The organism is Micromonospora sp. NPDC047793, assembly GCF_040642635.1.
Classification (GTDB): Bacteria; Actinomycetota; Actinomycetes; order Mycobacteriales; family Micromonosporaceae; genus Micromonospora.
Genome location: NZ_JBEYSG010000003.1, coordinates 512,465 through 524,846, shown reverse-complemented (window position 1 = coordinate 524,846; position 12,382 = coordinate 512,465). Strand labels below are relative to the sequence as shown.

Below are 12,382 nucleotides of genomic sequence, written 5' to 3'. Positions count from 1 at the left end.
ACGGCTTCCCCAGCCAGCGGCGACCCGCTGCATACCGAGTATGCTTCTGCGCCATGCGTCCCGCCCCCGACCACCGACGCGTGGCCCTCCTCGCCGTGCTCGGCGGTTTCCTGCTCGGCTTCCTCGACTTCGTGTGGATCAAGTACGTGCCGTATCCCTTCGCCGAACTGGGCAACTCCAGCGCGGTGTGGGCGGTGGCGGCGTTCGCCTTCGGGTTCCGGGTCCGCTCCGGCCCGGTCCGGGCGGCCGTCGGTGCCGCCGTCGGGCTCGTGGTCGCGGTGCCGAGTTACTACGTCGCGGCGGCGCTCATCCAGGGCGACGACTGGGCGGTGCTGGGGGCGACCACCTCGCTGATCTGGATGGCGTTCGGAGTCCTCGCCGGAGTGGTCTTCGGCGTCGGCGGTGTCTGGGCACGCGGAACGGGGTGGCGGCGGGTGATCGGGACAGCGCTGCCCGCCGCCGTTCTCTTCGCCGAGGCGCTGTTGCAGGCGCGACGGATCAACCACCCGAGCTACGGCATCGAACCGCTCTGGAACGCCCTGATCAACGCGGTACTCGGCGTCCTGGTCGTGGTCCTGGTCGGCCGCACCGCCCGGCAGCGGCTGGTCGCGCTGGCCACGGCGGTGCCGCTCGCGCTGGTGGGGTTCGCGGCCTTCCGGTTGGCGAACTTCGGCTGACCGCCCGGCGTCAGTCGGTGAACGCGGCGAGATCCAGCGCGTCCAGCCGGTCCGGATCGGCGATCACGTCGATCGCGGCGACGCGTCCGTCCGCGACGGTGAAGGCCATCACCGACAGGGGACGTCCGGCGGCGACCACCACCACCCCGGCGGCGCCGTTGACCACCGCCGGCCGGGCGAACGGCGAGAACCGGCCGAACGACGTGGCCTCGGCGGCGACGGAGGTGGCACCCCTGATCACGGTGGTGAACCGGGCACGGCCCGCACCGCCGTCGGACCGCAGCACCACCTCCGGGTGCAGCACGGCGACCAGCGCGTCGAAGTCACCGTCCCGGGCAGCGGCGAGGAACGCGTCGACCACCTCGCGCTGACGGCCGAGATCGGCGTCCGGCAGCGGCGCCTGTCCGCGTACCCGGCGTCGGGCCCGGCTGGCCAGTTGACGCGCGGCCGTCGGCGTCCGGTCGACCATCGGCGCGATCTCGTCGAACGGCACACCGAACATGTCGTGCAGCACGAACGCCAGCCGCTCGGCCGGGGCGAGCGTGTCGAGGACCACCAGCAGCGCCAGCCCCACCGAGTCGGCCAGCACCGCGGCGTGTTCCGGATCGTCGGCACCCTCCGGGTCGACCACCGGATCGGGCACCCGGGCGTCGAGGGGCTCCTCGCCACGACGCCGACGGGTCCGCAGGGTGTTCAGGCAGACCCGCGCCACCACCGTCGTCAACCAGGCGGTCAGGTTGTCCAGCGCGGCGGCGTCCGTACGGGCCAGCCGCAACCACGCCTCCTGCACGGCGTCGTCGGCCTCCCCCAGGGAGCCGAGCATCCGGTAGGCCACCGCCCGCAGGTACGGCCGCTGCTCCTCGAACTGCGCGGCCAGCCGATCAGACTCGATCATCGTTCGCCCTCCTCCGGGTCCACCCGCTCGACCCCGCCGAGCCCGCCGATGTGACGACGCCGATCACCGGTCACCATCGTCGTCCGCGCGGGGTCGAGCCCGGTGAAGCCACGAACGGTAGCCGACCGCACGGCGGACGGCCCCGACGCAGGGAGAGACGATGCACCCACCGATCCTGGTCACCGGCGGTACCGGCACCCTGGGCCGCCTGGTCACCCCGCTGCTGCGCGACGCCGGCCGCCCGGTACGCGTCCTCAGCCGACGAGGTGGCCGTCCCACCCCCGGCACCGAACAGGTCCGGGCCGACCTCCTGACCGGCGAGGGCGTGGAGCGAGCGGTACGCGGCGTCGACACCGTGCTGCACCTGGCCGGCGGTCAGAAGGGCGACGACACGATCGCCCGCACCCTGGTCGACGCCGCCCGACAGTCGGACGTACGGCATCTGGTCGTCGTCTCGGTCGTCGGCGCGGACCGCGTCCCGCTCGCCTGGCTGCGGAGCAAGCTGCACGCCGAGGAGGCGATCAGCGGCTCCGGCCTGCCCTTCACCATCCTGCGGGCCGCGCAGTTCCACAGCCTGGTGCTGACCATGGCACAGAAGCTGACCGCCCTGCCGGTGGTGCCGCTGCCCGGTCTGCGGTTGCAGTCGGTGGACGGCCGCGAGGTCGCCGCCCGCCTCGCCGAACTGACCCTGGGCACCCCGGCGGGCCTGGTGCCCGACATCGTCGGCCCCCAGGTGCACACCACCGGGGAGCTGATGCGTGGCTACCTGCGGGCCAGCGGGAAGCGTCGACTCACCCTGCCGGTCCGCCTGCCCGGTGCGGCGGGACGCGCCTACCGCGACGGGGCGAACCTGACGCTGCGCGGCGCCACCGTCGGCAGCCGGACCTGGGAGGCGTTCCTCGCCGAACACGTCGCCGCCCGCTAGATCGGCGGGACAGCACGCAGCGCCACCGGTTGGTAACGTGGCGGCGTTCTGCGGTGGTGTCCCCTGGGGAGGGTCGCGTGTGGGCGGACGAGGCGGCGCTGGACGCGACGCAGCGCCGCCTGGACGAATGGGAGTCCGCCGCCGCCGACCGGGCCCGACGAGCACAGTCCCTGGCGGCCCGGGTCGCGGCCCTCACCGGCACCGCGCACAGCCCGGACCGCACCGTCGAGGTCACCGTCGACTCGGCCGGGCTCCTCGTCGACCTGCGGCTGCACGACCGGGTACGCCAACACTCCGCCGCCCACACCGCCCGCCTCATCCTGACCACCACCCGCGCCGCCCACGCGGACCTGCTGCGCCGCGTCACCGCGACGACCCGCGAGACCGTCGGCGCCGACGACCCGACGGGACAGGCCGTCGTCGACTCCTACCGACGGCGGCTGGGCGACGGGCGACGCCACCCCGATGCCGACCGATGACCCGCTCCGGGTCGACCCGGACGAGCTGACCACCCACGCGGCACGCCTCGACCGGCACGCCGACACCCTCGACACCGCCCGCCGGGCCGGGCAGCAGGTCCGGCTCGGCACCGCCGCGTACGGGCAACTCTGCGCGATCATGCCCACGCTGCTCGACGGCCTGCACCGGGTCCTGGTCGACGGCATCGGCACCGCCACCACCTCGGTCCGCGACACGGCCACCCGCCTGCGCACCGGCGCCGACCACTACCGGACCGCCGACGGACGCGCCCGGCATCGTCTCGACCGGGTGCGGGAGCGGCGTGACCGGTAACCCGCTCGTCGCCGCCCCGACGCAGGTCGCACCGAGCGCCTGGGCCGGCGTCTGGATCTGCGAGGACATCGAGCTCATCGCCCGGGGCGTACGCGAGGGAAGCTGGATCGACGGCAGCCTCGGTGTGGTCAGCGCCGGCCTGGATGCCCTCGCCTTCGTCTCCGACCCGGTCGGCGCCCTCCTCCAGTACGGTGTCGCCTGGCTCATCGAGCACGTCAAGCCCCTCAGCGAGGCACTGGACTGGTTGGCGGGCGACCCCGCGCAGATCACCGCACACGCCCAGACCTGGCGCAACGTCGCCGCGTCGCTGCGCGCCGAGGCCACCGCGCTCGCCGACGCCGTCCGCACGCAGGTGACCGGCTGGGACGGCAACGCCGGGCGCGCCTACCGCGCCTGGGCCACCGAGCAACACCAGGCCGTCACCGGTCTGGCTCAGGGCGCCGACACGATGGCCGCCATCACCGAGGGCACCGCCGGTCTGGTCGCCGCCGTCCGGCTCCTGGTCCGCGACGCCATCGCCACCTGCGTCTCCCGCCTCACCGTGTACGCCGCCGAACTCGTCGCCACCGCCGGACTGGCCACCCCACTGGTGGTGGAGCAGGTCACCACACTTGTCGCGTCCTGGGCGGCACGGATCGCCAGACTGCTGCGCGGGCTGCTGAACAGCCTCCGGGCGATCATCCCCCACATCCGCCGCCTCGCCGACCTCATCGACCACCTCAAACGCGCCCTGGACAGGCTCCGGCGAGAGCCTCCAGCGCCTCACACGCCTGACGATCCCAGGCCGGCCCATACGCCCCGCGATCCCCGTCAGCCTGACTTCACGAGTCCGGACATCGACCCGAAGAAGATCACGGCGTACGCCATGAATCCGGACCATCCCGTCGGCAAGAACAAGTACCGGGTCATCAACTCCGCCACCGGGCTGGGCCCCGACGACTCGGAGTCGGTCCTGCGACAGGTCCGCGACGGTGTCCGGGCCGGCAGCCCGTTGCTGGGAAAGTCGGATCAGTTCGGCGAGCGATGGAGCGTCGACCTGCCGCTGTCCGGCCCGAAAGGAACGATCATCGTCCGCACCGCCTGGATACTTGAGAGCGGCACTTCGACGCCCCGCATGGTGACCATCTCGTTCCCACCGAAAGAAGGATGACCGTTGGACCTGTATGACGTGGTCGAGCTGAGGGAGGCCATCCCCGACGAGAACCTGGAACCTGGGGCTGTCGGCACGATCGTGCATGTCTTCGATCACGTTCCGGCCGCCTACGAGGTGGAGTTCGCCGACTCGGACGGGCGAACGGTAGGGATGGTGACCCTCACCCTCGATCAGATCCGCCCGCTCGACGCCCCGTCCTGACTGTTACGGCGGAGCACGCGTTCAGGTCAGGATGATGGGGTTGGTGAGGGCGGCCATCTGGTGGGTGGGGTGGCGGACCTCGACACGGACGTAGCCGGCCTCGTCCGCCGTGGTGTGCCACCCGGTCGTTCCCGTTCCGTCGGGAGACAGCGCCGCGCGGTGCACGGTGCCGCGTTCGGTGTGCAGGGTGACGACACCGGCGAGTACGCCGGACACCTGGACGCGTACCGTGACCTGCTCAGCGCCGGTGGGTAGGTGTTCGCCGACGGCGGCGACGTGGTCGGCGGTCGACGCCTCGACCTTGAGGTGGACGGCGGTCGACTCGGCGATCCAGCTGCGGCCCCGGCGGAGGCCGGCGAGTATCGCTTCGGTGCTCAGGTCCTCGGCGAACACGACGGTGTGCGGTGTGCCGAGTTGGCCGGCGAGGTGGGTGTCGCTGTTGCCGACCGCCGGTCGCCAGCGTCCCCGGTGGACATCGTGGGCTAGGGTGCGTCCCCACTCGGCCAGGGCGGCCTCGTTGTCGGCGTTCCACGGCAGGTCAGATGCCCAGAGGCCGTTCCACACCTCCACCGCGTCGAACCAGCGGTACGGGTAGGCCGACGTCCCTGACGGGTACGGCGCGTACGGGTGGGCCAGCACGCAGAGGCCGCCGGTGTGGCGTACCCGATCCAGATGGCGTTCGACGGTGTCGTCACGGATGCCGTAGCCGGAGTCGACGTGCTGCTCCGGCGGGAGTCCGAGGGCCAGCCAGTGGCCGGTGCGGGTGGTGACCTCCTGACCGAGGATCACCAACAGGTCGTCGCCGGAGTGGGGCGGAGCCCACTGCTCATGGCCACGGACGGTGTCGTGTTCGGTGGTCGCGACGAAGTCCAACCCGAGCGCACGGGCCGCCGCCGTGAGCTGCGGCACGCTCAGCTCCGCGCCCTGGGAGAGCACCGAATGCAGGTGACAGTCGCCCCGATACCAGGCCGGACCCCGGCCCGTGGCCCGCAGGGCCGGGTATCGCGGCGCGGCGTCCGGTCGGGTGACCATGCCCGGCAGCGTACGCGGATCGCGTCCCCGCCAGGGGGCACTCCCCCGGTCCGGGCCGGAGGTACGGCCGGCACCTCCGACCTGGGTAGGAGACGCCGCTCGAACCGACGGCCGCAGGTGGGGCCGCTGGTCGGGCGCTTCCGGGTCGCCGCCCGAACAGCATCAGGACATGTCTTCCGCGCTGCCCCTGCGGGCACCCTGGCACCGTCCCCTGTTGGTCTTCGTCTCGGCGATGGCGGTCCTCGCCGTCGTCTGCGCCGTCGGTGTCTTCGCCGATCCCCGGGTCCTGACCGGCGCGCCGATCTGGCTCAAGCCGTTGAAGTTCTCCGTCTCGTTGATGCTGTACGGCGCCACCCTGGCCTGGATGCTCACCCTGCTGCCCCGGCGCAGCCGGGTCGCGGAATGGGCCGGCACCGTCGTCGTCGCCATGGGGGTGGTGGAGATGACGATCATCGTCGGGCAGGTGCTGCGCGGCACCACCAGCCACTTCAACGTGAGCAGCCCGCTGAACGCCGCTCTCTGGCAGGCGATGGGGATAGCGATCAACGTGCTGATGGTCGCGCACATCGTCATCGGTGTGGCGGTGCTGCGGCGACCGATCCCCGACCGGGTCGGCCGGTACGCGGTGGGGCTGGGTCTGGGTCTGACGCTGCTCGGCATGCTGACCGCGGTCCCGATGACGATGAACGGCGCGGAATCGGCTGTCGCCGGGATCGTCGGGGCGCACAGTGTCGGCGTACCGGACGGTGGCCCCGGGTTGCCGGTCCTGGGCTGGAGCACCACCGGTGGGGACCTGCGGATCCCGCACTTCGTGGGCATGCACGCGTTGCAGGTGCTGCCGGTCCTGGCCCTGCTGCTGGGCCGGTTCCGCAGCGGGCGGCTGGATCAGCGTGCCCAGGTGCGGCTGCTGGTGGTGGCCGGCACGGCGTACGGTGCGGGAACTCTGCTCCTGACCTGGCAGGCGTTGCGCGGACAGCCGCTGCTGGGCCCGGACGCGCTGACCCTGGGCACCGCCGCGGCGCTGCTGGTCGCGACCGTGGTCGCCGTCGGTGCGGTGCTCGCGCGCCCACGTCGACCCGAACCGGTGGCCGCGCCCGTCGACGGCAGCCCGGCGCAGGCCGACGCCGCGAGGGACGAGGTGACGGTGTGACCGGCGCCCTGTTCACGCTGACGTTCGCGCTGGCCGCGCCCTTCTGGGTGCTGATGATCCTGCTGCCGCGCTGGCACATGACCAGCCGGATCATCGCCTCGCCGCTGATCGTGGCCCCGGTCCTGGTGATCTACACGGTGCTGGTGCTCCCCGCGTTGGGCGACGTGCTGCCGGCGGTGGCCTCGCCGACCCTGGACGGTATCCGCGACCTGCTGGGCACCGACGACGGTGCGGCGGCGGCCTGGGCGCACATGATCGCGTTCGACCTCTTCGTCGGGGCGTGGGCGTGGCGGGACAGCCGCGAGCGGCGGATGCCCGCGCTGGTCATGGCGCCGGTGCTGGTATCGACGATTCTGCTCGGGCCGATCGGGCTGGCCGTCTATCTGGTGGTGCGTACCCGCTGGACCCGGCCGGTCTCAGCGCCGAGCAGCAGGGCCTAGGCTTGGTCACCGTGGGATGGCTGGGTCGCTTGTTCGACGCGCGGGACGCCCGCGTGCGGATGGTCCTGGTCATCATCGCGGGCGTCTTCTACCTCTCCTTCGGTGGGCTGCACGCCGGTACGCCCACCACCACGCAGTTGGTCCTGGCGGTGGCCGCGTTCACCGCCGGGCTGCTGCTGTTCCGCCGGCTGGTGGGCAACCTGCTGGTGCAGGTGGCGCTGCTGGCGGTCGCGATCCACGTCATCGACGACGTGATGATCAACCAGGTGGGCGCCGGGTGGGCGTTGCTGGAGTTGACCGTGCGGGCGAGCCGGACCCGCACGATCTGGTGGGGCGCCGGTCTGCTGGCCCTGGTCGACCTGACCGGTGTACGGGGCGAACCGGTCGAGTGGCTTCTCGCCGCGGCGTCCGGGCTGGTGGTGGACGTCGGTGTGCCGGTGCTGCTGGGCCTGGTCATCCGGACCACGCAGGAGCTGGGCCGGCAGGCGCAGCAGCGCGCCGAGGAGGAGCAGCGGCGGCGCGAGTCGGAGAACCGCGCCGCCCGGGCCGACGAGCGCAGCGCCATCGCGCGGGAACTGCACGACGTCGTCGCGCACCACGTGGCGTCGATGGTGCTGCGGGTCGGCGTGGCCCGGCACGTGCTGACCGACCTGGATCCCCGGGTGGACGAGGTGTTCGACGACGTGCACGGCACCGGCAGCGCCGCCCTGGCCGACCTGCGCCGGCTGGTCGCGGTGCTGCGCGACCCGGACGGCGTACGCGGCGACGCGGCCCTCACCGCGATCGAGCCGTCGGCGGTACCGGCCGCGATCGGCGCGGCGGTGGATCGGGCCCGTCAGGCCGGGGTGACGGTGGAGGCGGAGGTCGACCCGGCGGTCGCGTCACTCGACGCGGTCCGGGGCCTGGCGGTGCTGCGCCTGACCCAGGAGTCGCTGACCAACGTCGCCAAGCACGCCGGTGCCGCCGCGCTGGCCCGGCTGAGCGTCACCGTGGTCGACGGCGCGGTGCACCTGGAGGTGACGGACAACGGGCGCGGCGCGGTCCCGACGGCGGTGCCGGCGGGCGGCGGCCACGGCATCACCGGGATGCGGGAACGGGTCGAGGTCCTCGGCGGGCACCTGGAGGCGGGGCCGACCGGCAGCGGCTGGCGGGTCCGTACGGTGCTGCCCGCCACGCCGGACCGCGACGTGCCGCACCCGGTGGAGGCATCATGATCCGCGTACTGCTGGTGGACGACCAGCACCTGATCCGCGCCGGGTTGCGCATGCTCTGCGACGCGCAGCCCGACATCGAGGTGGTCGGTGAGGCCGACAACGGCCGCGAGGCGATCACGTTGGCGGCGCGGTTGGTCCCCGACGTGGTGGTGATGGACCTGCGCATGCCGGGCGTCGACGGCATCACCGCGACCAGCCGCATCCTGGCCGACCGGCCCGCCATCCGGGTGCTGGTGTTGACCACGTTCGGCGACGACGACCACCTCTATCCGGCGCTCACCGCCGGCGCCTGTGGGTTCCTGCTCAAGGACGCGCCCCCCACCGAGCTGCTGGAGGGCGTCCGGCGGGCCGCCGCCGGGGACAGCCCGTTCAGCCAGGACGTGCTACGCCGCCTCGTGACTCGGGCGGTGCACGCCCGCGCCGAGACACCGGCACCGGTCGACGGTCTGACCGCTCGGGAGCAGGACGTGCTCGACCTGGTCGCGGAGGGACTGTCCAACGGGGAGATCGCCGAGCGGCTGCACATCGGCGTGACCACGGTGAAGACCCACATCACCAGCCTGATGACCAAGACCGGCAGCCCCAACCGGGTCCGGCTGGCGCTGTTCGCCCGAGGGCTGTGACGGTCGGCTCTCCCCCGGCCGCGACGGAGGCCCGCTATCCGCCGGCCATCGCGCCCAGGACGATGTACGGTTCCGCGCCGGTGAGCACCTCCTCGGGCAGCGGTGCGTCGGGTGGGGAGTGCGAGAGGTCCTCCTCGCAGGCGTAGAAGCGGACGAAGGCGCGACGTTTGCCGCTGTGCCGGTCCCGGATGGTGCCGAGCAGCATCGGATAGCGCGCCTCCAACGCGTCCAGCACCAGGCGCTGGGTGGCCGGCCCCCCGTCCGGACCGGCCACCTCCAGGCGTACCTCGCCGGTGACCTTGGCGAGGGTCTTCAGGTGGGCCGGGAGGACGACCCGGATCACGGCAACACCTGGACTTCCACGGAGAGCACCGGGGGCAGGTCCCGGACGATCGGCGCCCAGGTGTCGCCGCCGTTCGCCGAGTGGTAGACCTGCCCGCCGGTGGTGCCGACATAGATGCCGCACTCGTCGAGCGTGTCGACCGCCATCGCGTCGCGCAGGACGTTGACGTAGCAGTCGGACTGCGGCAGCCCGGTGGTCAGCGGCTCCCACTCGTCGCCGCCGGTGCGACTGCGGTAGACCCGCAACCGCCCCTCCGGTGGGTAGTGCTCGGAGTCGCTCTTGATCGGTACGACGTAGATCGTCTCCGGCTCGTGGGCGTGCACCGCGATCGGAAACCCGAAGTCCGAGGGCAGGTCGCCGCTGATCTCACGCCAGTTCGCACCGGCGTCGTCGCTGCGCATCACGTCCCAGTGCTTCTGCATGAACAGCGTGTCCGGCCGCGACGGGTGCTGGGCGATGTGGTGGACGCAGTGGCCCACCTCGGCGTCGGTGTCGGGGATCTCCCCCGACCGCAGGCCCTTGTTGATCGGCAGCCAGCTCGCGCCCGAGTCGTCGCTGCGGAACGCGCCCGCCGCCGAGATGGCGGTGTAGATCCGGCCCGGGTGCACCGGGTCCAGGATGATCGTGTGCAGGCAGAGACCACCGGCGCCGGGCTGCCACGACGGGCCGGTCCGGTGGGTCCGCAACGCGGTCAGCTCGGTCCACTTCTGGCCGCCGTCGTTCGAGACGTAGAGGGCGGCGTCCTCGGCACCGGCGTACACGGTGTCGGGGTCGTCGCGGGACGGCTCCAGGTGCCAGATCCGCTTGAACTCCCACGGGCGCGGCGTGCCGTCGTACCAGAGGTGCTCGCCGACCTCGCCGGTGTACGCGAAGTCGTTGCCGACGGTGGCCCAGGTCTTACCGCCGTCGTCGGAGCGCTGGATCAACTGCCCGAACCAGCCGCCGGACTGTGAGGCGTAGAGCCGGTCCGGGTCGGCCGGTGAGCCGGTGAGGTGGAAGATCTCCCAGCCGCCGAAGTGCGGCCCGTCGACAGTCCAGTCGGCGCGTCGACCGTCCGAGGTGAGCAGGAACGCGCCCTTGCGGGTGCCGACCAGCACCCGTACGCCGGTCATCGCGGCTCTCCGTGGCGCGTGGTGCCGACCTGGTGTGGTGTGTGTTGTCGTGTGGCCATGTCGCCATTCTCCTGTCGTGTCCGATGAACCCCGATTGCCACGCCGGTGCCGTTCACTGACGGTCATACCGGCCGGGTACGACAAGTTCCGGCCGGTGGGCGCGCGACACCCGTCCGCCCGGCGGGCAGACGAGGAGGGGTCGGACAGCTCAGGTCGACATCACGCGGGCGTGCAGGTCGGACACGACCTTGCGGGCCGACTCGAAGGCACCGGCCTGCCAGGCGATGTAGTGGCTGAGGTGGTCACCGGCGAAGTAGACCCGACCGTCCGGCTCCAGCAGCCGCCCGTAGTGCCCACCGCTGGTCCGCGAGGGCCACGACATCCAGCCGCCCTCGCTGTGGCGGGTCCGCTCCCAGGCCACCGAGAACGACGCCTCCACCTCGCTGCGGTACGCCTCGCCGTGGATCTTCACGCCCTGGGCGACGGCGCGGGCCTCCCGCTCGGCGGGGGGCAGGGCCGCGTACGACTGGGCGTTGGCACCGAAGTTGTAGTAGCCGATGACCAGACCCTTCGCGCCGTGGTAGCCGTAGGACGGGTACCAGATCGCGGACAGGTCCAGGTTGGTGTTGGTGATGCCGGCGTAGATGTTCTCGTCCTGCTCCCACCAGCGCCGACGGTACTGCAACCCGATCTTGCCGGTGGCGGTCGGCACCGCGTAGTCGAGGGCGGCCCGCACCGGCTGGGACAGGTTCGACGGGATCCGCGCCAGCACCGGCGGCGGAATCGTGCAGACGCAGAAGTCCGCAGTGACGGTCCGCACCCGACCGCCGGGTCCGGCGTGGACGACCGAGACCCCGGAGCCGGTGTTCGAGATCGACCGCACCTCCGCGCCGTAGCTGATGCGTCCGCGCCCCACGGCCTCCTCCAGGGCGTACGCGATGCGATCCATTCCGCCGACCGGCTGGAACATCAGCATCGCCTGGTCGTAGCCGAACTCGAAGGAGAAGTACCGGCCGACGCCGCTGGCCAGCACGTCCGGCAGGGAGTGCGGGGTCAGTTTCGGCGTACCCGCCTCGTTGCCGGCGCCCGGTTCGACCTGGTAGCCACGGCGGTTGGTGCCCGCGTACCGCCAACTGGCCGCCGGGTTCCCCGCCACCCGGCCGCCGATGGCGCCGAATCCGCGCAGGAACTCCAGCAGACGTTCCTTGTCGTCGGCGGTGAGCTGCCCGTCGAGCGCACCCTGGTCGGTGGCCTTGGCGAGCAGCTCGGAGACGTACCCGTAGACGTCCGCCTTCGCCTCGCGGTGCCGAATCGGTGTGCCGGAGAGCGGACCGACGTCCTCGTTGTAGTAGTAGCCGTCGGCGTTCTGGTTGCCGAAGATCTCGACCGGGACGCCCAGCTCCCGGCAGTAGTCCATGGTCACCATGTGCTGGGCGATCCGCGCCGGACCGGCGTTCATGTACTGCCCACCGGTGAACCGGGCGCGCTGGGTGTGCCCGTCGAGGTCGGTCTCGCTGGTGCCACCGCGCACCGTCCAGTTACGCCCACCCGGGCGGCTCCGCGCCTCCAGCACGGTCACCCGGTAACCCGCCTTGCCCAACTCGTACGCCGTGGTCAGTCCGGCGATGCCCGCGCCGAGCACGACGACGGACTTCGCGGACCGCCCGGTCAGCGTGAAGTCCGACCGGTTCGGCGCGCGGAACGGCGGTGCGGCCTGCGCGGCGGGAGCCAACCCGAGCGCGCCCATCGTCCCGTAGAGCACCCCGGCACCGCCGGATACCCCGACCGCCTGGAGAAACTGCCGTCGCGTGGTGGGTGTCGTCAT

15 protein-coding genes are annotated in these 12,382 nt (G+C 72.3%); 10 read left to right on the top strand and 5 right to left on the bottom strand.

What is annotated here, in order from left to right; genetic code table 11:
• Window positions 1-53: 53 nt before the first annotated feature.
• Complete coding sequence (locus tag ABZ738_RS10020; protein ID WP_176094209.1) at window positions 54-677, top strand: DUF6518 family protein; 624 nt, start codon at window positions 54-56, stop codon at window positions 675-677.
• A 10-nt stretch (window positions 678-687) separates the two neighbouring features.
• Here the strand turns inward: ABZ738_RS10020 and sigJ are convergent, their stop codons facing one another.
• Window positions 688-1,572: an RNA polymerase sigma factor SigJ gene (sigJ, locus tag ABZ738_RS10015; RefSeq protein WP_131052609.1), complete on the bottom strand. Its 885-nt coding sequence runs from the start codon at window positions 1,570-1,572 to the stop codon at window positions 688-690.
• A 160-nt stretch (window positions 1,573-1,732) separates the two neighbouring features.
• Here sigJ and ABZ738_RS10010 point away from each other — a divergent pair, with 160 nt between their 5' ends.
• The 5 genes from ABZ738_RS10010 to ABZ738_RS09990 all read left to right on the top strand — a co-directional run bounded on the left by ABZ738_RS10010 (window position 1,733) and on the right by ABZ738_RS09990 (window position 4,643).
• Window positions 1,733-2,497 carry an SDR family oxidoreductase gene (locus ABZ738_RS10010; RefSeq protein WP_131052608.1) on the top strand — a complete coding sequence of 255 codons (765 nt, stop codon included), beginning with the start codon at window positions 1,733-1,735 and terminating at the stop codon, window positions 2,495-2,497.
• A gap of 77 nt (window positions 2,498-2,574) precedes the next feature.
• A complete protein-coding gene (locus ABZ738_RS10005; protein WP_131052607.1) occupies window positions 2,575-2,976 on the top strand; it encodes a YbaB/EbfC family nucleoid-associated protein in 402 nt (133 codons plus the stop codon).
• A complete protein-coding gene (locus ABZ738_RS10000) occupies window positions 2,963-3,289 on the top strand; it encodes a type VII secretion target (protein WP_131052606.1) in 327 nt (108 codons plus the stop codon). Before ABZ738_RS10005 ends, ABZ738_RS10000 begins: the two co-directional genes overlap by 14 nt.
• On the top strand, window positions 3,279-4,439 hold the full coding sequence (locus tag ABZ738_RS09995) for a WXG100 family type VII secretion target (protein WP_357212236.1): 1,161 nt from the start codon (window positions 3,279-3,281) through the stop codon (window positions 4,437-4,439). The genes ABZ738_RS10000 and ABZ738_RS09995 overlap by 11 nt, the downstream gene beginning before the upstream one ends.
• A 3-nt stretch (window positions 4,440-4,442) precedes the next feature.
• Window positions 4,443-4,643 carry a DUF4926 domain-containing protein gene (locus ABZ738_RS09990; protein WP_357212234.1) on the top strand — a complete coding sequence of 67 codons (201 nt, stop codon included), beginning with the start codon at window positions 4,443-4,445 and terminating at the stop codon, window positions 4,641-4,643.
• A 21-nt stretch (window positions 4,644-4,664) separates the two neighbouring features.
• Here ABZ738_RS09990 and ABZ738_RS09985 read toward each other — a convergent pair whose 3' ends face one another.
• On the bottom strand, window positions 4,665-5,675 hold the full coding sequence (locus ABZ738_RS09985; RefSeq protein WP_357212232.1) for a CehA/McbA family metallohydrolase: 1,011 nt from the start codon (window positions 5,673-5,675) through the stop codon (window positions 4,665-4,667).
• A 169-nt stretch (window positions 5,676-5,844) separates the two neighbouring features.
• On the opposite strand from ABZ738_RS09985, the gene ABZ738_RS09980 reads away from it, so the two are divergent.
• From ABZ738_RS09980 to ABZ738_RS09965, 4 genes are read left to right on the top strand one after another with little or no spacing between them, the layout of a single operon-like run.
• Window positions 5,845-6,825 carry a hypothetical protein gene (locus ABZ738_RS09980; protein ID WP_357212230.1) on the top strand — a complete coding sequence of 327 codons (981 nt, stop codon included), beginning with the start codon at window positions 5,845-5,847 and terminating at the stop codon, window positions 6,823-6,825.
• The gene (locus ABZ738_RS09975; protein ID WP_131052882.1) at window positions 6,822-7,265 is read left to right on the top strand and encodes an ABA4-like family protein; all 444 of its coding nucleotides are present in this window, start codon (window positions 6,822-6,824) and stop codon (window positions 7,263-7,265) included. The genes ABZ738_RS09980 and ABZ738_RS09975 overlap by 4 nt, the downstream gene beginning before the upstream one ends.
• An 11-nt stretch (window positions 7,266-7,276) precedes the next feature.
• Window positions 7,277-8,479 (top strand): histidine kinase, encoded by a 1,203-nt coding sequence (locus ABZ738_RS09970; RefSeq protein ID WP_357212228.1) that lies wholly within the window; start codon window positions 7,277-7,279, stop codon window positions 8,477-8,479.
• Window positions 8,476-9,102 carry a response regulator transcription factor gene (locus ABZ738_RS09965; RefSeq protein ID WP_131052880.1) on the top strand — a complete coding sequence of 209 codons (627 nt, stop codon included), beginning with the start codon at window positions 8,476-8,478 and terminating at the stop codon, window positions 9,100-9,102. Before ABZ738_RS09970 ends, ABZ738_RS09965 begins: the two co-directional genes overlap by 4 nt.
• Before the next feature lie 34 nt (window positions 9,103-9,136).
• On the opposite strand, the gene ABZ738_RS09960 is transcribed toward ABZ738_RS09965, so the two are convergent.
• The 3 genes from ABZ738_RS09960 to ABZ738_RS09950 all read right to left on the bottom strand — a co-directional run bounded on the left by ABZ738_RS09960 (window position 9,137) and on the right by ABZ738_RS09950 (window position 12,382).
• Entirely contained in the window at window positions 9,137-9,445 is a 309-nt protein-coding gene (locus ABZ738_RS09960; protein WP_131052879.1) for a MoaD/ThiS family protein, read from the bottom strand.
• A complete protein-coding gene (locus ABZ738_RS09955; protein WP_131052878.1) occupies window positions 9,442-10,557 on the bottom strand; it encodes a sialidase family protein in 1,116 nt (371 codons plus the stop codon). The genes ABZ738_RS09960 and ABZ738_RS09955 overlap by 4 nt, the downstream gene beginning before the upstream one ends.
• A 208-nt stretch (window positions 10,558-10,765) precedes the next feature.
• Window positions 10,766-12,382 (bottom strand): flavin monoamine oxidase family protein, encoded by a 1,617-nt coding sequence (locus tag ABZ738_RS09950; protein ID WP_131052877.1) that lies wholly within the window; start codon window positions 12,380-12,382, stop codon window positions 10,766-10,768.

Excerpts from the sequence above, each read along its gene's own strand:
- ABZ738_RS10010 (WP_131052608.1), top strand. The coding sequence starts at position 1,733 with ATGCACCCACCGATCCTGGTCACCGGCGGTACCGGCACCCTGGGCCGC.
- sigJ (WP_131052609.1), bottom strand. The coding sequence starts at position 1,572 with ATGATCGAGTCTGATCGGCTGGCCGCGCAGTTCGAGGAGCAGCGGCCG.
- ABZ738_RS10000 (WP_131052606.1), top strand. The coding sequence starts at position 2,963 with ATGCCGACCGATGACCCGCTCCGGGTCGACCCGGACGAGCTGACCACC.
- ABZ738_RS10020 (WP_176094209.1), top strand. The coding sequence starts at position 54 with ATGCGTCCCGCCCCCGACCACCGACGCGTGGCCCTCCTCGCCGTGCTC.
- ABZ738_RS09955 (WP_131052878.1), bottom strand. The coding sequence starts at position 10,557 with ATGACCGGCGTACGGGTGCTGGTCGGCACCCGCAAGGGCGCGTTCCTG.
- ABZ738_RS09985 (WP_357212232.1), bottom strand. The coding sequence starts at position 5,675 with ATGGTCACCCGACCGGACGCCGCGCCGCGATACCCGGCCCTGCGGGCC.
- ABZ738_RS09950 (WP_131052877.1), bottom strand. The coding sequence starts at position 12,382 with ATGACGACACCCACCACGCGACGGCAGTTTCTCCAGGCGGTCGGGGTA.
- ABZ738_RS09965 (WP_131052880.1), top strand. The coding sequence starts at position 8,476 with ATGATCCGCGTACTGCTGGTGGACGACCAGCACCTGATCCGCGCCGGG.
- ABZ738_RS09980 (WP_357212230.1), top strand. The coding sequence starts at position 5,845 with ATGTCTTCCGCGCTGCCCCTGCGGGCACCCTGGCACCGTCCCCTGTTG.